We start from the raw sequence: 16,055 nt of genomic DNA, 5'->3' as shown, positions 1-16,055 counted from the left end.
GCAGCAGAAATCAAGGGGGTGATATGCGTGCACCCCCTGTGCACCGCCTGTACACCCCCTGATGCCGTTTCAGCCGAGCGCGTAACCCGCGCCGCGCACCGTGCGCACCGGGTCGCTGCCGCCGTGCTGGGTCAGCGCCTTGCGCAGCCGCCCGATGTGAACATCGACGGTGCGGGTGTCGACATAGATGTCGCGGCCCCAGACCCGGTCCAAGAGCTGCTCGCGGCTCCACACCCGGCCCGGCTTTTCCATGAAGGTGGAGAGCAGGCGGAACTCAGTCGGCCCCAGCTTCAGCGGATTGTCGGCGCGGCTCACTTTGTGGGTCTCCGCGTCCAGCACGATGTCGTCATACTCCAGCCGCACCCCCACGGTCGACGGACGCACCCGGCGCAGTTGAGTGCGCACCCGCGCCATCAGCTCGATCACCGAATAGGGTTTGACCACGTAATCATCGGCGCCGGTCTCCAGGCCGCGCACCTTGTCGACCTCTTCCGAGCGGGCCGACAGCATGATCACCGGAATGTTGCGGGTTTCCGGACGGGTCTTGAGCCGGCGGCACACTTCGATGCCGCTGAGGTTGGGCATCATCCAGTCCAGGATGATGATGTCGGGCATGTCTTCCTCGACCACCAGCAGCGCTTCTTCGCCATGTTCGGCGCGCAGCACGCGGAAGCCGTCGGCTTCGAGGTTATAGGCCAGCACTTCCCGCTGGGCCATTTCGTCTTCAACAACAAGGACGGTGGGCTGATCGGCAGCCATCGGTCAGATCTCCTGAGATGTTGTCGAGGTGGTATCGGCTTTCTTACGGTCTTCCTCCGGTTTTACACCGGTCACCAGATAGATCACCTGCTCAGCGATGGAAGTCACGTGATCACCCATGCGCTCTGTGTTTTTTGCAATGAAATGCAAGTGCATACAGGCCGAAATGTTACGCGGGTCTTCCATCATATGGGTCAGAAATTCGCGGAACAGCGCGTTATACATCTGATCCACATCGCGGTCGCGCTCGATGACATCAGCTGCCAGCTCGGGGTCACGCTGGATGTAGGAATCCAATGCGTCCTTGAGCATCCGCTCCACCTCGCGCGCCATCCGGCGCAACGCCGCTGCGCCTTCGGTGATGTCAGGACCCTGGGCCAGCACTGCGGTGCGCTTGGCCATGTTTTTTGCATAATCGCCAATGCGTTCCAGGTTGCCGGCGATCTTCATCACCGACAGGACCAGTCGCAGGTCGGAGGCCGTGGGCGAGCGCAGCGCGATCAGCCGGGCGGTTTCCTCGTTTATCAGCTCTTCCAGCCCGTCAATCGCCTTGTCGCCCTGGCGCACGGTCAGCGCCAGTTCTTCGTCGCGGGTTTCCAGGGCGCGGGCTGCTTCGCGGATGGCGTCCTCGACCAGGCCGCCCATTTTCATGATCCGGGCCTGGATTGCCTCCAGATCGCGGTCGAATGCCGATGCAATATGCTGTTCTACCATGTTGAAATTCCTATAGATCAGCCGATCCGGCCGGTGATGTAGCTTTCGGTGCGCGGATCTTCGGGGTTGGTAAAGATCTGGCCGGTGGGGCCGAATTCCACCAGGTTCCCAAGGTGGAAGAAGGCGGTTTTCTGACTGACCCGCGCGGCCTGCTGCATCGAGTGGGTGACGATCACCACGGAATACTGGCTGCGCAGTTCGTCAATCAGTTCCTCGACCTGCGCAGTGGCGATCGGGTCAAGCGCTGAACAGGGTTCGTCCATCAGCAGCACTTCGGGTTCGGTCGCGACGGCGCGGGCGATGCACAGGCGCTGCTGCTGGCCGCCGGAAAGGCCGGTGCCGGGGGCGTCCAGCCGGTCCTTCACCTCATCCCAAATCGCGCCGCGGCGCAGGGATTTCTCAACGATTTCATCCAGTTCCGCCTTGTTCTTGGCCAGGCCGTGGATACGCGGGCCATAGGCCACGTTGTCATAGATCGACTTGGGGAACGGGTTCGGCTTCTGGAACACCATGCCGACCTTGGCGCGCAGCTGCACCGGATCGACGCGCTTGTCATAGATGTCCTCGCCATCCAGCAGGATGTCGCCCTTCACGCGGCAGATGTCGATGGTGTCGTTCATCCGGTTGAGGCAGCGCAGGAAGGTCGACTTACCGCAGCCCGACGGGCCGATGAAAGCGGTGACGGTCTTGTCCTCAATCTCGACGTTCACGTCTTTGATCGCGTGGGAGTCGCCGTAGTAGACGTTCACATCCTTGGCGGCGATTTTGATTTGTTGTGTGTCCACGGTGTTATCCATCAAGGTCATGTCGTTCATTGCACTATGCCCCCTTACCAGCGGCGTTCAAAGCGGCGTCGCAGGACCACGGCAAGCGTGTTCATGGTCACCAGGAAGATGAGAAGGATGATGATGCCGCCCCAGGCGCGTTCATAGAACGCCGGGTCGGCGCGTTTGGCCCACTCATAGATCTGCGCGGGCATCGCGGAGTTCGGGGCCAGCAGGCCGTCGGCCAGGGTTTCCGGCGCGTTGGAGGCGATGAAGCCGACCATGCCGATGAGCAGCAGCGGCGCGGTTTCCCCCAGCGCCTGCGCCAGGCCGATGATGGTGCCGGTCAGGATGCCGGGCGCGGCCAGCGGCAGCACGTGGTGGAACACCGCCTGCATCTTGGAGGCGCCGACACCCAGGGCGGCGTCGCGGATCGACGGCGGCACCGATTTCAGCGAGGCACGGGTGGAGATGATGATGGTCGGCAGGGTCATAAGCGTGAGCACCAGGCCGCCCACCAGCGGCGCCGAGGTCGGCAGGTGCATGTAGTTGATAAACACCGCAAGACCCAGGATGCCGAACACGATCGACGGCACCGCGGCGAGGTTGGAGATGTTCACCTCGATCATGTCAGTGAGCCAGTTCTGCGGCGCAAATTCCTCGAGATAGATCGAGGCGGCGACACCGATAGGCAGCGCGAGCGCCAGCACCACAAACATCATGAACAGCGAGCCTAGCATGGAGACGCCGATGCCGGCGGCTTCGGGGCGGGCGTCGGAGGCGTCGGCGCCAGTGATGAAGTCGAGGTTGAAGGTCTTTTCGAGCACTCCGGCTGCGGCCAAAGCATCAACAAGATCAAGCTGTTCGGCCGAGATGTTCTTGTCGTTAACGATGCTGTCGCGACTGACGCGACCCTTCATGTAGCCGTCGACCCGGCCGGAGGCGAGGAAGCGAAACTCCACCGTCTGGCCGATCTGGTCCGGGTTGGCGATAACAAAATCACGCAGCTGCGCGGCGACGTCCTTGGACAGCACGCCCGCCAGTTCCTTGGCCTTCAGGCTGGTCTCAATGCCCAGCTCTTCGACCGCGGACTCCATCGCGCCCTTGATGATCGGGGCATAGCCGAAGGTGGTGACCTTCTTGATGTCCTCGATGTTGCGCTCACCCTTCTTGTCGAGCTTGCTTTCCAGCAGCTCCACCTGAAGCGTCACAAAGGTTTGCTGGAAGGCGCCGGTGCCTTTGCTGACAATGGTGGTCACCAGGATCAGCAGCATGATCAGGCCCGCGGTGATGGCGGCGATGCCATAGCCGCGGAACCGTGCTTCGGCTGCGTTGCGTTTTCTGGTGCGCGGGGTCTGCTCCAGCAGCGAACCGCCGTGCTTGCGGGGCGCGGCGCCTGCGGGGGATTGGCTGAGGTCAGTCATTATTCGTACTGCTCCCGGTATTTGCGCACGATGTAGAGCGCCAGGACGTTCAGGCCGAGGGTCAGGACAAACAGAGTCAGGCCCAGGGCAAAGGCAACGAGGGTTTCGGGGCTGGCAAAGTCGGTGTCCCCGGTCAGCTGGCTGACGATGCGGGTGGTTATTGTGGTCATCGATTCCAGCGGGTTGGCCGAGAACTTGGCAATCGCCCCTGCCCCCATCACCACGATCATCGTTTCGCCAATGGCGCGGGACGCGGCCAGCAGCACCGCGCCGACGATCCCCGGCAATGCCGCCGGCATCACCACCTGGCGCACGGTCTCAGATTTGGTGGCGCCCAGGCCCAGCGAGCCATCGCGCATCGCCTGCGGCACCGCGTTGATGATGTCATCGGACAGCGAGGAAACGAACGGGATCAGCATAATGCCCATCACCAGCCCCGCGGTCAGAACCGAGGTGGCACCGGCCATCCATTCGACGCCCAGCAGCCCGCCCTTGGCGAACAGATTGGCCAGCGCCGGCCCCACGGTCAGCAGCGCGAACAGGCCGTAAACGATGGTCGGGATGCCCGCCAGGATCTCCAGCAGCGGCTTGGCAAAGGCGCGCACGGCGCCGCTGGCGTATTCCGACAGGTAGATGGCGGCAAAGAGGCCCACCGGCACCGCCACCAGCAGCGCGATGAAGGAGATATATAGAGTGCCCCACAACAGAGGCAGGATCGACAGGTCGCTGTCGCCGCGGAAGTTGGGCGCCCAAGTGGAACCAAAGAAGAAGTCGGTCCAGCTGTGCAGGCCAAAGAAGTTCTTGGTCTCGAACAGCATCGACAGGACGATGCCGACCGTTGTCAGGATTGCCAGAGAGGCAGCCAGGATCAGCAGCGCAAGGACACCTCGCTCCACCACGTTGCGGGCGCGGAAATCCTTGTGAGTGCGGCTGTGGGCCCACGCAAAGCCGCCAAGCGCCAGCAGCGCGACTACCACGGTCATTGCGGTTTTGCCGGTATGCGACAGGTTGCGGTATGACTGAGCCGCATTCAGAACCTCGGGCCGCACATCGGCACCTAGGGCAACTCCGACTTCGCCCATCAGGGCGCGCAGGTCCTGCCCGCTGCTGGAGGCATCGCGGGCCTGACGGCGGGTCAGCAGTTCCTGCTCCACCGCGAGATCCAGCCCTTCGGCAACCCGGCGCACGTCGCTCATCACCAAGCCGAGGGTGGAGCTTTCCGGAACCGCCTCAGGCGGGATCATGCCCGAGACACGGTTCTCAATGACCAGCGGCTGGGCCAGCAGCCAAATGGCCAGCACAGCGATGGCAGGCACAAAGGATGCCAGTGCAACATGGTAGCCGTAATAGGACGGCAGAGAATGAAGTTCTCTTGCATCGCCCCCGGCGGATTGGAGCGCGCGGCTGCGCCCCCAGTAAAAACCCGCTGCGGACAGCGCAAGCAGGAGAACAACGAGCCAGAAAGTGGGCATGGAGGGCTCCGTTAGGCGGTGACGGAAAGGGAAACAGCGTCGGGGACCGGGAAAAACTGCGCCGGGGCAGAAAAGTCCGCCCCGGCAAATCTTACGTCAGGACAAAGCCTTAGGAGTTGCCGCCCATGACGGCTTCGTTGGCGACGGTTTCCTGGGTCTCGGCCAGTTCCGGGTCTGCCACCAGGCCGTATTCGGCCAGCGGGCCGTCTTCGCCTGCAACTTCGTCAGCGACGAAGAACTCAGCATATTCCTTGAGGCCGGGGATCACGCCGATGTGGGCTTTCTTCACGTAGAAGAACAGCGGGCGGGAGACCGGGTATTCGCCGGTTGCGATGCTCTCGGTCGAGGGCACAACACCGGACATGGTGGCAACCTGCAGCTTGTCGGTGTTGTTCTCATAGAACGCCAGGCCAAAGACGCCGATGCCGTCCTTGTTGCTTTCGATGCGGGCCAGGGTCTCGGTGTAGTCGCCGTCGATGTCGACCGACTTGCCGTCGGTGCGCAGGGCGATACAGGCTTTCTCGGCTGCTTTCTTGTCGCCGCCGTTGGCTTCCTTGAAGGCTTCAAAGGCGCCGGTTTCCTCGCAGCCTGCCAGGATAACCTTATCTTCAAACACTTCGCGGGTGCCGTGCTTGGTGCCCGGAACGAAGGCCTGGATGTCGACGGCCGGGAAATCGGCGTTCACGTCGGCCCAGGTCTGGTTCGGGTTATCGGCCAGCTGGCCGTCGACCAGGATCTTGTCGGACAGCGCCAGGAACCAGTCGGACGGGGTGAACTCAAAAGCGTTGGCGTTGGCGTTGATGTCGGAGGCAAACACGATGCCGTCATAGCCGATGCGGACTTCGATGATGTCGGTCACGCCGTTTTCGGCACAGGCGGCGACTTCCTTGTCTTTGATCTTGCGCGAGGCGTTGGCGACGTCGATGGTGTTTTCGCCCACACCTTCGCAGAACCGCTTGAGGCCCGCGGAGGAGCCGCCGGATTCCACAACCGGAGTCGGGAAGTCGAAGTTCTCGCCAAAAGCCTCAGCCACGATAGAGGCATAGGGCAGAACGGTCGACGAACCGGCAACCTGCACCTGGTCGCGCGCGGCTGCTGCAGTGGCAGAAACGGCGGAAATTGCCAGGGCGGAAGCGGTCAGTTTCACAAAGGACATTTTTGTCTCCATGAGTTTTCAATGTTCGATCACCCCTCGATGATCTTGGCGCATCACCTAGAGGCCGCTGATGAGGCTTTTGTGACACCAGTGTAACAGCTTCATGACAACCGCCGTTTGGACGGAAAAAAATGTGTCATGAATCGGCAAACCGCCGCCGGGAATTACCGGCGGCGGTTTGTGTGCAGCGTTATTTGCGGCGCCTGGTCATTCCGGCAGGATCACAGTGAAAACAGAGCCCTGCCCCAATTCGCTTTCCACCCGCAGGCGTCCGCGGTGGCGATTGATGATATGTTTTACAATTGCCAGCCCCAGCCCGGTGCCGCCCATCTCGCGGGAGCGGTGGCTGTCGGCGCGGTAAAACCGTTCGGTCAGGCGCGGCAGGTGGACGGGGTCGATTCCCGGCCCGTTGTCGATCACCTGCACGCGGGCGGCCGGGGCACGCACGGATGGGTCGCGATCAGTATGGCTCAGCACCACCCGGACCTCGTCACCGCCGTATTTCACCGCGTTTTCCACCAGGTTGGTGAAGACCTGCTGCAGCTGGTCCGGATCGCCGGTGACTGACACGGCCTCCTCTGGCGCCTCAAGTTTCATCTGGACGCCGCGGGCCTCCGCCACCGGCTGCAGCGTCCTGAGAGTGGAGGCCAGATGGCCGGTCAGATCGACCTTCTGCTTGGGCCGCACCCGTTCTTCGCTTTCCACCCGGTTCAGGGACAAGAGATCGCCTACCAGGCGGTTCATCCGGCTGGCCTCGCCTTCCATGATCGTCAGAAAACGGTCGCGGGCCTGCGCATCCTCGCGGGCCGGACCGCGCAGGGTTTCGATGAAGCCAATCAGCGCGGTCAGCGGCGTGCGCAGCTCGTGGCTGACGTTACCGACGAAATCGCGCCGCATCTGGCCTGCCTGCTCGCGCTCGGTGACATCATCGAAACAGGCCAGCACCGCGCCGCCGCCGACGGCGCCGATGCCGGGCACATAGCGCAGGGTGACGGCAAAGGTCGTGTCCTGGGCACCGTCATTGGCGAGGTGGCGGGCCATGCGGGGGTTGCGGTCGCGCAGGCAGCCTTCGATGGCGGTTGCGACGCTGGGCTGGCGCAGGATGGTGGCGAAATGGCGCCCCTTCACCCCTTGCCCCAGAAGCGTGGCCGCTTCGGTATTCACCGCGATGAACCGCTCGGTCTGGTCCACCAGCACAGCGGGCAGCGGGATGGCCGCCAGAAATCCGTCAATCAGCTCCGTCGTCATCAGATCCCCGTCGTTGAGTGTCCGGCCTGCCTAGCGCTGCTTTGTAAACGCCGTGTGGCACCCGCGTTCAGCCAGCGCAAAAACCGGGGTACGGATGCTGGTTACAGCAGTTTCAGCTCAGCCCGGAAGCGGCGCATGTTGTCCTGATAATGCAATGCGCTTTGGGTGAGCTTCTCTGCCAGCGCGGCATCCACCTCCCGCACGACCTTGCCGGGGCTGCCCATGACCAGCGAGTTATCGGGGATTTCCTTGTTCTCGGTGATCAGGGCGCCGGCGCCGATCAGACAGTTCTTACCGATCTTTGCACCGTTCAGGATGGTGGCGCCCATACCGACCAGGGTGTTTTCGCCGATGATACAGCCGTGCAGCATCGCCTTGTGGCCGATGGTGCAGTTCTTGCCGATGGTCAGCAGGTAGCCCGCATCAATGTGCATCACCACGTTTTCCTGCACATTGGTGCCTTCGCAAATGCGGATCTCCTCGTGGTCGGCGCGGATGGTGACGCCGAACCAGACCGACGACCCCGCCTCCATCACCACCTTGCCGATCAGATTGGCATCGGGGGCGACCCAGGTGTCCTCGTGGATTTGCGGCTGGTGGTCTCCAAGGGTGTAAAGGGTCATGACTGTTCCTCGAATTGGGTTTGCAGGGCGCGCACGTGCTCTTGCAGCTTGGGCTGCTGGATCCGGCGCATCCGCTCGGCCTCGACGATGGTTTTCAGCTTGGCTTCGGTCTGGTCCAGGTCGTCATTGACCAGCACATAATCGTAATAGCCCCAGTGGCTGATCTCATCCCAGCTTTTCTGCATCCGTTTGGCGATCACCTCGTCGCTGTCCTGAGCCCGGGTTTCCAGGCGGCGGCGAAGCTCTGGAATGGAGGGCGGCAGGATAAAGATCGACAGCGCGTGCTTGCCCAGGTCGGAGTTGCGGATCTGGATTTCGCCCTGCCAGTCGACGTCGAACAGCACGTCCTGGCCGGCCTCGATGGTGTCTTTTACCGGGCCTGCCGGGGAGCCGTAGAAGTTGCCGAACACGTGGGCGTGCTCCAGCATTCCCCCTTCGGCCACCTTCTGGCGGAACTCGTCCTCGGACATGAAGAAGTACTCGCGGCCATGCTCCTCGCCCGGGCGCGGGGCGCGGGTGGTGGCGGAGACCGAGAACTTGAGCCCCGGGTCCCATGCCATCAGGCGGCGGGCCAGTGTGGATTTGCCTGCGCCCGAAGGCGATGAGAGGATGATCAAAAGGCCGCGGCGGTCCGCCATCTGGGCACTCCTTTTCTTATTCTATGTTCTGCACCTGCTCGCGCATCTGGTCGATCACGGTTTTCAGCTCAAGCCCCACCGCCGTCAAGGCGCTGTGCTGCGCTTTTGAACAAAGCGTGTTGGCCTCTCGGTTGAATTCCTGCATCAGGAAGTCGAGCCTGCGGCCCACGGCGCCGCCCTTGACCAGCAGGTCGCGCGCGGCTTCGACATGGGCGCCGAGGCGGTCCAGTTCCTCGGTCACGTCTGCCTTGACGGCAATCAGCGCCAGTTCCTGCGCGACGCGGTCCGGATCGGCACCGTCGGCGTTGTCCAGCACCCGGGCCAGGTTGGCCTTGAAGGTTTCCGCCATTTTGACTTTGCGCTCGTCGGCCCGTGCCCCTGCTTGGGCGGTCAGTGAGGCAACCTGCTCCAGCTGGCCGTTAAGGATTACGGCAAGCGCGGCGCCTTCGGCTTCGCGCATCTGCACGAATTCCGCCACAAGGATTTCCAGTTCCTTGCTCAGCGCCTTGACCAGCGGCGCCGGGTCATCGTCCACAGCGGCTTGCTCGAGCACGCCCTTGAATCCCAGCACCTCGGCGGCGGAGGCCGGGCGGATGCCGACCCGGTTCTGCTGCGCAATGGACTGCGCCTCGCCCAGGGCCTTGATGACCGACTGCAAGACTGCCGTGTTGATCTGAACCTGCGCGGCGCTGTCTTCGGTCCGTGACAGCCGCAGCGTCAGCGAGACATTGCCCCGTGCCAGCGCCTTGGACAAAACCGAACGGATATGGTTTTCAAGGCCGTCCAGCCAGTCCGGAACCCGCAACCGGATGTCCAGCCCCTTGGCATTGACCGAGCGGAGTTCCCAGCTCCAGCTGTGCTGCCCGGTGCTGCCCTGCGCCGAGGCAAAGGCGGTCATGCTGCGGATGGTCATGGCAAAGGCCCTCTCGTCGCTGGTGATTGGTCAGCTCTACTGTCTCGAAAGTATAGGGTGCAAGCGCAATCGCAAAAACGCCGCTACCCCTGCACGTTAACCATTGCTTAAAGAAGTAGTCCAAATTTGAATTAGATTGTGTCATCTTAACTTCAGGGTAACCATACCGGCCCTAAGTGTTAACGCAGCCGCTGGCTGACAGAAACTCAAGGCACGCCGGGGCTAAAGGGGATATGAGATGATTTTTGGCAGCCGCAGCGGTACCGAAAAGACCAGCAGTCAGGACAAGGTTGTTTCCATGAACCGGTTCCGCAAAGGCGGACCGCTGTCGCCGCTGCGCCAGGCGGAGGCCTATTGGACGGCCCTGCGGCGCGGCGATGATGTGCCGAGCCGGTCGCAGATCGATCCGCGCGGGCTTGAGAATATCCTGAGCAACACATTCATTCTGGAGCGGATCGCACCGGGCATCGCCCGCTTCCGCCTGGCCGGGTCGATGGTGAATGACATGGCCGGCATGGAAGTGCGCGGTATGCCGGTCACCGCCTTCTTCACCACCGAGGCGCGCAAGCAGCTGAGCTCGGCGATGGAGCATATGTTCGAGACGCCCGCAATTGTGGAGCTGGAGCTGCAGATCGAAGCGCCGCGCCTGCGCACTCCTCGCGAGGCCCGCATGCTGCTGCTGCCTCTGCGCAGCGATCTGGGTGACATCAGCCGGGTGCTGGGCGTGCTGGTGGCGGATGAGGGCGAGACGGTCACCTCGCAGCGGTTCTCGATCTCCTCGATCGAGATGCGCGCGGTCTCCAAGACCCCGGGCACTGCCGGGTTCAAGGCCAAGCCGCGTCCCGATACCACGCCTCCCGCCACGCCAGCAGCCAAGGAAGAGCGCCGCGACGTGAACCAGCCGAACCCGGGCTTTGCCGAGACCCAGGCGCGGTTCAAGCCGGAGCGCTCCATTTTGGATGAGGCCAAGGCGCTGCTGGAGCGCAGCCGCGCGGCCAGACCCGCAGCACCGGCAGAGACACCCGCGGCGGCACCGGCCAAGCCCAAGGGCGCGCCGCACCTGCGCCTGGTGGTCAGCCGCGACTAACAGGCCGCGCCGCACAGATCTTATCATTCAAGTACAAGGTCATAGCACTTGAATTGACTGCGCCCCGAGGGAGAACCCCCGGGGCGCCTTTTCTTTTGCAAGAACCGTGGAAAGGCCGCGCAGCCGCGGCCCCACTGGTGTCAGCCTGCCTGACGGGCTTTTTGCGCGGCGCGCAGGGCGGACAGTTCCTCGGCCACCAGGAAGGCAAGTTCCAGCGACTGGCTGGCGTTCAGGCGCGGATCGCAGGCGGTGTGGTAACGGTCGCTCAGGTCCTCTTCGGTCACCGCACGGACGCCGCCGGTGCATTCGGTCACGTCCTGGCCGGTCATCTCGAAGTGCACGCCGCCGGGGATCGTGCCCTCGGCCTTGTGGACGCCGAAGAAGTCGCGCACCTCGCGCAGCACGCTGTCGAAGGGGCGGGTCTTGTAGCCGGTGGAGGATTTGATGGTGTTGCCATGCATCGGGTCGCAGACCCAGGTAACATTGGCCCCCTCTTCCTTCACGGCCTTGACCAGCCGCGGCAGATGCTCGCCTGCCTTACCCGCACCGAAGCGCGCGATCAGGGTCAGTTTGCCCTCTTCGTTCTCCGGGTTCAGGCGCGCCATCAGCACCTTCAGGTCCTCGGCGGTGGTGGACGGGCCGCACTTGAGGCCGATCGGGTTCAGCACACCACGGCAGAATTCCACATGGGCACCGTCGGGCTGGCGGGTGCGATCGCCGATCCAAATCATGTGGCCGGAGCCGGCCAGCCATTTACCGGAGGTCGAGTCCAGACGGGTCAGCGCTTCCTCATATTCCAGCAGCAGGCCTTCGTGGCTGGTATAGAATTCGACGGTCGAGAACTCATGGGTGGTGTCGGCGGTGATGCCCGCAGCGCCCATAAAGTCGATGGTGTCCTGAATGCGGGTGGCAATCTCGCTGTATTTTTGGACTTCCTGCTCGTCGGTGAAGCCCAGGGTCCAGGAGTGCACCCGGCTCATGTCGGCAAAGCCGCCGGTGGAGAAGGCACGCAGCAGGTTCAGCGTGGCCGCGGCCTGGGTGTAGGCCTGCAGCATCTTGCTGGGATCGGGAATGCGGGCTGCCGGTGTGAAGGCAAGCTCGTTGATGATGTCGCCGCGGTAGCTGGGCAGTTCGACGCCATCAATGGTTTCGGTCGGCGCGCTGCGCGGCTTGGCAAACTGGCCGGCCATGCGGCCCACCTTCACAACCGGCACCTTGGCGCCATAGGTCAGCACCATCGCCATTTGCAGCATCACCTTGAATGTGTCGCGGATCGCATCGGCGCTGAACTGGTCAAAGCTTTCGGCGCAATCGCCGCCCTGCAGCAAAAACGCCTCGCCGCGGCCCGCAGCGCCCAGATGCTGCTTGAGGCGGCGCGCCTCACCGGCAAAGACCAGCGGAGGATACTTGGAAAGCTGAGCCTCGACAGCGTTCAGCGCTGCCGCATCGGTGTAGTCCGGCATCTGAACCCGCGGCTTGCTGCGCCAGTCCGATTTTTGCCATTCGCTCATGACTTTTTCTCCGCATCAGAGGACTTTAGAATTTGTAGGGTGCTCTATACAAAATCCGCTCCTTGGAGGCCAGTTTAGAATTGCGCCTACTTGACCCGGCGTCCATCCTGTGAACACGGTTTTCCGACCTGCCGCGGAGCGTGCTCCCGCGGCCCGACTTGTTTCTTGAAGGACCCCCGCCATGCAGACGTCACGCAAGCCTGCTGATTCTGGAACAGAAGCCGGCCAGCCGAAGAGGTTCGTGTTTGTGCTGCTCGACAAATTTACGATGCTGTCCTTTGCATCGGCTGTTGAGTGCCTGCGGATCGCCAACCGGATGTATGGCGAGGATATGTATTCCTGGACCCTGGTGGGCGAAGGCGGCGAGAATGTAACCTGTTCCGCCGGAACCACTTTTCATCTGGACGACGATCTGATCGAGCTGCGCCGCGACGACGTGGTGATGCTGTGCTCCGGTATCGACGTGCAGGAGGCCACCACCAAGAAGCTGCTGGCCTGGCTGCGCCGCGAGGCGCGCAAGGGGCTGACCGTGGGCGGGCTGTGCACCGCGTCTTACACCATGGCCAAGGCCGGACTGCTGGACGGCAAACGGGCCACCATCCATTGGGAAAACGCCGACAGCTTTGCCGAGGAATTCGACGAGGTCGACCTGACCAAATCGGTTTTCGTGATCGACGGCAACCGGGTTTCAACCGCAGGCGGCACATCGTCTATCGACCTGATGCTCAAGCTGATTGCCAATGACCACGGCGAAGAGCTGGCAAACGCGGTGGCGGATCAGCTGATCTATTCCTCGATCCGCACCGACCAGGACACCCAGCGGCTGTCGATCCCGACCCGTATCGGCGTGCGCCACCCCAAGCTGTCGATGGTGATCCAGATGATGGAAGCCAATATCGAAGAACCGATCAGCCCGTCGGTGCTGGCGCAGGATGTCGGCATGTCGACCCGTCAGCTGGAGCGGCTGTTCCGCCGCTACCTGAACCGCTCGCCCAAGCGCTATTACATGGAGCTGCGGCTGCAGAAGGCGCGCAACCTCCTGATGCAGACCGACATGAGCGTGATTAACGTGGCGCTGGCCTGCGGCTTTGCCTCGCCGTCGCATTTCTCCAAATGCTACCGGGCGCATTACGACACGACGCCGTACCGCGAGCGCGGCAGCAAGGCGGCGCACTACAAGGCCTGACCGGCGCTTGGCTGTTCCGTTTCAGCGGGACAGCCTGAATACGGCTCCTTCAGTTTCCGAGGCGAACCATATGCTGCCATCGGGCGCTTCCTGCACATCGCGGATACGGCCCGTCTCATCGCTGCGCAGCTGTTCGACCTCTTTAAGCGGTGCTCCGGAAAGGCGGGAGATGTAGCCGAATTTCAGTGAGCCCACGAAAATATCGCCGCGCCACTCCGGCCACATCCGGCCGGAATAGATCATCATTCCGGAAGGCGCGATGGACGGGTCCCAGTACCACTGCGGCTGTTCCATCCCGGGCTTTGCGGTGCCCTCGCCGATCCGCGCGCCGGAGTAATGGCGGCCGTAGGAGATCACCGGCCAGCCGTAATTGGCACCCTTGCGGACCCGGTTGACCTCGTCACCGCCCTTGGCGCCATGTTCAGCGACCCAGAGATTGCCTTGCAGATCCAGCGCCATCCCCTGCGGGTTGCGGTGCCCGTAGGACCAGATCTCCAGCTGGGCGCCTTCGGTCCTAATGAACGGATTGCTGGCGGGCACTGTGCCGTCGCGGTTGATCCGCACCACCGACCCCTGGTGCAGCCGCAGGTTCTGGGCGCTGGGCCGGTCACCGCGCTCCCCCAGCGAAACAAACAGCGTGCCGTCCCCCGCTTCCACCACGCGGGCGCCGAAATGCCGCCCGCCGCGGGAACCGGGCGCAGCCTCAAACAGCCGCCTGACGCCTGTCAGCCGGCTATTGTCCCGGCTGAGCTTGCCAACGGCCAAGGCGGTGCCTGCCCCGCGCCCCTGGCGCTTGGCGTAGGTCAGGAAAACCTCGCGGCTGCTGGCAAAGTCCCGCGGCACCATCACGTCCAGCAGCCCGCCCTGCCCCTCGGCTACAACCGCAGGCGTGCCGCTGATGGGCTGCTTTTGCCCGTTTCGAATATAAAAAAGCTGGCCGTCCCGCTCAGTCACCAGGAGGCCGCCGTCCGGCAGAAACGCAAAGGCCCAGGGCACATCAAACCCCGCAGCCATCCGGGTCAGGCGCAGTGTGCCCTGGCTGCTGGAGAGAGTTTCTGCCCATGCGGCCGTGAAAACCGTCATCAGCGCCAGGGCAAGCGTCACGGGGCGGAGCAGCTGCAACATTGAGGTCTTTTCCTTCTGCTGATTCCACGGTAAATCCACGCCGGCGCTGCATCCGGGGATCAAGAGGAGGAGCAGCGCAAGACAGGCGGCCCGAGGAAAATTGTTCCGGTTCAATAAGACTTTTCTTTTTCAACCGGCTTGCCTAGGGTCCGATGTGAACATTTTTGTTCCAACAATGGGAGTTCTCAAATGAAAAAACTGCTGATGGCCACCGCGGCTGTTGCGCTGACCGCTGGCACCGCATTTGCCGGCGGCCACGCGAAGGAAGTGAAACTGGGCGTGCTGTTCGGCTTCACCGGCCCGATTGAATCGCTGGCCCCGGCTATGGGCGACGGTGCTGAGCTGGCCATGGAAGAGGTTACCAAGTCGGGCAAGCTGCTGGACAGCGCCACCGTGACCCCGGTCCGCGCGGACACCGGCTGTATCGACAACGGCCTGGCAGTGGCAAACGGCGAAAAGCTGGTGGCTGAGGGCGTGAACGGCATCATCGGCGGCGACTGTTCCGGCGTGACCGGTGCCATCCTGCAGAACGTGGCGATTCCGAACGGCATGGTGATGATTTCTCCGTCGGCAACCTCGCCGGGCCTGTCGACCATGGAAGACAACGGCCTGTTCTTCCGCACCTCGCCGTCCGACGCCCGCGAAGGCCAGGTCATGGCCGAGATCCTGAAAGAGCGCGGCATCAACTCGATCGCCCTGACCTACACCAACAACGACTATGGCAAGGGCCTGGCAGACGCCATCAAGACCTCCTTTGAGGAAGTTGGCGGCGAAGTTACCATCGTGACCGCGCATGAAGACGGCAAAGGCGACTACTCCGCAGAAGTCGGCGCGCTGGCGTCTGCCGGCGGCGACGTGCTGGTTGTGGCCGGTTACCTGGACCAGGGCGGCCTGGGCATCATCCAGGGTGCGCTGGATTCCGGTGCGTTTGACACCTTCGGCCTTCCCGGCGGCATGATCGGCGACAGCCTGCCCGCCAACGTTGGTGCGGACCTGGACGGCTCTTTCGGCCAGATCGCGGGCTCTGACAGTAAGGGCGCGGAAATCTTTGCCGAAATGGCAAAAGAGCGCGGCTTTGACGGCACTTCGGCCTATGCGTCCGAATCCTATGACGCAGCGGCGTTGTTCCTGCTGGCGATGCAGGCGGCCAACTCCACCAGCCCGGCGGACTACGTCGGCAAGATCCTGGACGTGGCCAACGCTCCGGGCGAGCCGATCAACCCGGGTGAGCTGGGCAAGGCGCTGGAAATCCTCGCCGCTGGCGGTGACATTGACTATCAGGGCGCAACCGGCGTTGAGCTGATCGGCCCGGGTGAGAGCGCAGGCTCCTACCGCGAGATCGAAGTGAAGGACGGCAAGAACGAAACCCTTCGCTTCCGCTGATAACCTTCGGAAACGCAACCGATAAAGAGCAGCCCGGGCCCCGCCCGGGCTG

At 63.0% G+C, this 16,055-nt stretch carries 15 protein-coding genes; 3 read left to right on the top strand and 12 right to left on the bottom strand.

Annotated features, from left to right (window positions below; genetic code table 11):
* Positions 1-69: 69 nt before the first annotated feature.
* From phoB to AC4HIX_RS00345, 10 genes are all read right to left on the bottom strand, one after another.
* Positions 70-759 carry a phosphate regulon transcriptional regulator PhoB gene (gene phoB, locus AC4HIX_RS00390; protein ID WP_058286894.1) on the bottom strand — a complete coding sequence of 230 codons (690 nt, stop codon included), beginning with the start codon at positions 757-759 and terminating at the stop codon, positions 70-72.
* 3 nt (positions 760-762) lie between these two features.
* Positions 763-1,473 carry a phosphate signaling complex protein PhoU gene (phoU, locus tag AC4HIX_RS00385; RefSeq protein WP_475052103.1) on the bottom strand — a complete coding sequence of 237 codons (711 nt, stop codon included), beginning with the start codon at positions 1,471-1,473 and terminating at the stop codon, positions 763-765.
* Positions 1,474-1,490: 17 nt separating this feature from the next.
* Entirely contained in the window at positions 1,491-2,288 is a 798-nt protein-coding gene (gene pstB, locus AC4HIX_RS00380) for a phosphate ABC transporter ATP-binding protein PstB (RefSeq protein WP_475052105.1), read from the bottom strand.
* A gap of 14 nt (positions 2,289-2,302) precedes the next feature.
* Positions 2,303-3,661, bottom strand: coding sequence for a phosphate ABC transporter permease PstA (pstA, locus tag AC4HIX_RS00375; RefSeq protein WP_490397424.1), 1,359 nt, complete (start codon positions 3,659-3,661; stop codon positions 2,303-2,305).
* Positions 3,661-5,133: a phosphate ABC transporter permease subunit PstC gene (gene pstC / locus AC4HIX_RS00370; RefSeq protein WP_490397423.1), complete on the bottom strand. Its 1,473-nt coding sequence runs from the start codon at positions 5,131-5,133 to the stop codon at positions 3,661-3,663. Before pstC ends, pstA begins: the two co-directional genes overlap by 1 nt.
* Positions 5,134-5,242: 109 nt before the next feature.
* On the bottom strand, positions 5,243-6,289 hold the full coding sequence (locus AC4HIX_RS00365; protein ID WP_490397422.1) for a substrate-binding domain-containing protein: 1,047 nt from the start codon (positions 6,287-6,289) through the stop codon (positions 5,243-5,245).
* 207 nt (positions 6,290-6,496) lie between these two features.
* Entirely contained in the window at positions 6,497-7,537 is a 1,041-nt protein-coding gene (locus AC4HIX_RS00360; protein ID WP_490397421.1) for a sensor histidine kinase, read from the bottom strand.
* A 101-nt stretch (positions 7,538-7,638) separates the two neighbouring features.
* A complete protein-coding gene (locus tag AC4HIX_RS00355) occupies positions 7,639-8,160 on the bottom strand; it encodes a gamma carbonic anhydrase family protein (RefSeq protein ID WP_490397420.1) in 522 nt (173 codons plus the stop codon).
* Positions 8,157-8,798, bottom strand: coding sequence for a guanylate kinase (gmk, locus tag AC4HIX_RS00350; protein WP_475052119.1), 642 nt, complete (start codon positions 8,796-8,798; stop codon positions 8,157-8,159). Before gmk ends, AC4HIX_RS00355 begins: the two co-directional genes overlap by 4 nt.
* Before the next feature lie 16 nt (positions 8,799-8,814).
* Positions 8,815-9,711 carry a YicC/YloC family endoribonuclease gene (locus tag AC4HIX_RS00345; RefSeq protein WP_490397419.1) on the bottom strand — a complete coding sequence of 299 codons (897 nt, stop codon included), beginning with the start codon at positions 9,709-9,711 and terminating at the stop codon, positions 8,815-8,817.
* A 238-nt stretch (positions 9,712-9,949) separates the two neighbouring features.
* On the opposite strand from AC4HIX_RS00345, the gene AC4HIX_RS00340 reads away from it, so the two are divergent.
* On the top strand, positions 9,950-10,798 hold the full coding sequence (locus AC4HIX_RS00340) for a PAS domain-containing protein (RefSeq protein ID WP_475052125.1): 849 nt from the start codon (positions 9,950-9,952) through the stop codon (positions 10,796-10,798).
* A 140-nt stretch (positions 10,799-10,938) separates the two neighbouring features.
* Here AC4HIX_RS00340 and AC4HIX_RS00335 read toward each other — a convergent pair whose 3' ends face one another.
* Positions 10,939-12,309, bottom strand: coding sequence for a class II 3-deoxy-7-phosphoheptulonate synthase (locus AC4HIX_RS00335; protein WP_490397418.1), 1,371 nt, complete (start codon positions 12,307-12,309; stop codon positions 10,939-10,941).
* A 181-nt stretch (positions 12,310-12,490) separates the two neighbouring features.
* On the opposite strand from AC4HIX_RS00335, the gene AC4HIX_RS00330 reads away from it, so the two are divergent.
* Positions 12,491-13,495, top strand: a complete 1,005-nt coding sequence (locus AC4HIX_RS00330; protein ID WP_475052129.1) for a GlxA family transcriptional regulator — start codon at positions 12,491-12,493, stop codon at positions 13,493-13,495.
* A gap of 21 nt (positions 13,496-13,516) precedes the next feature.
* Here AC4HIX_RS00330 and AC4HIX_RS00325 read toward each other — a convergent pair whose 3' ends face one another.
* Positions 13,517-14,620, bottom strand: a complete 1,104-nt coding sequence (locus AC4HIX_RS00325) for a PQQ-dependent sugar dehydrogenase (protein ID WP_490397417.1) — start codon at positions 14,618-14,620, stop codon at positions 13,517-13,519.
* A gap of 189 nt (positions 14,621-14,809) precedes the next feature.
* Between AC4HIX_RS00325 and AC4HIX_RS00320 the strand changes: the two genes are divergently transcribed.
* On the top strand, positions 14,810-16,003 hold the full coding sequence (locus tag AC4HIX_RS00320) for an ABC transporter substrate-binding protein (RefSeq protein ID WP_490397416.1): 1,194 nt from the start codon (positions 14,810-14,812) through the stop codon (positions 16,001-16,003).
* The last annotated feature ends 52 nt before the right edge of the window (positions 16,004-16,055 follow it).

The organism is Leisingera sp. (genome assembly GCF_982940295.1).
This window is presented reverse-complemented; position numbering and strand designations above follow the sequence as displayed.

What these genes read in the sequence shown, in the direction of transcription:
- phoB (WP_058286894.1), bottom strand. Translation starts at nt 759, where the DNA reads ATGGCTGCCGATCAGCCCACCGTCCTTGTTGTTGAAGACGAAATGGCC.
- phoU (WP_475052103.1), bottom strand. Translation starts at nt 1,473, where the DNA reads ATGGTAGAACAGCATATTGCATCGGCATTCGACCGCGATCTGGAGGCA.
- pstB (WP_475052105.1), bottom strand. Translation starts at nt 2,288, where the DNA reads ATGAACGACATGACCTTGATGGATAACACCGTGGACACACAACAAATC.
- pstA (WP_490397424.1), bottom strand. Translation starts at nt 3,661, where the DNA reads ATGACTGACCTCAGCCAATCCCCCGCAGGCGCCGCGCCCCGCAAGCAC.
- pstC (WP_490397423.1), bottom strand. Translation starts at nt 5,133, where the DNA reads ATGCCCACTTTCTGGCTCGTTGTTCTCCTGCTTGCGCTGTCCGCAGCG.
- AC4HIX_RS00365 (WP_490397422.1), bottom strand. Translation starts at nt 6,289, where the DNA reads ATGTCCTTTGTGAAACTGACCGCTTCCGCCCTGGCAATTTCCGCCGTT.
- AC4HIX_RS00360 (WP_490397421.1), bottom strand. Translation starts at nt 7,537, where the DNA reads ATGACGACGGAGCTGATTGACGGATTTCTGGCGGCCATCCCGCTGCCC.
- AC4HIX_RS00355 (WP_490397420.1), bottom strand. Translation starts at nt 8,160, where the DNA reads ATGACCCTTTACACCCTTGGAGACCACCAGCCGCAAATCCACGAGGAC.
- gmk (WP_475052119.1), bottom strand. Translation starts at nt 8,798, where the DNA reads ATGGCGGACCGCCGCGGCCTTTTGATCATCCTCTCATCGCCTTCGGGC.
- AC4HIX_RS00345 (WP_490397419.1), bottom strand. Translation starts at nt 9,711, where the DNA reads ATGACCATCCGCAGCATGACCGCCTTTGCCTCGGCGCAGGGCAGCACC.
- AC4HIX_RS00340 (WP_475052125.1), top strand. Translation starts at nt 9,950, where the DNA reads ATGATTTTTGGCAGCCGCAGCGGTACCGAAAAGACCAGCAGTCAGGAC.
- AC4HIX_RS00335 (WP_490397418.1), bottom strand. Translation starts at nt 12,309, where the DNA reads ATGAGCGAATGGCAAAAATCGGACTGGCGCAGCAAGCCGCGGGTTCAG.
- AC4HIX_RS00330 (WP_475052129.1), top strand. Translation starts at nt 12,491, where the DNA reads ATGCAGACGTCACGCAAGCCTGCTGATTCTGGAACAGAAGCCGGCCAG.
- AC4HIX_RS00325 (WP_490397417.1), bottom strand. Translation starts at nt 14,620, where the DNA reads ATGTTGCAGCTGCTCCGCCCCGTGACGCTTGCCCTGGCGCTGATGACG.
- AC4HIX_RS00320 (WP_490397416.1), top strand. Translation starts at nt 14,810, where the DNA reads ATGAAAAAACTGCTGATGGCCACCGCGGCTGTTGCGCTGACCGCTGGC.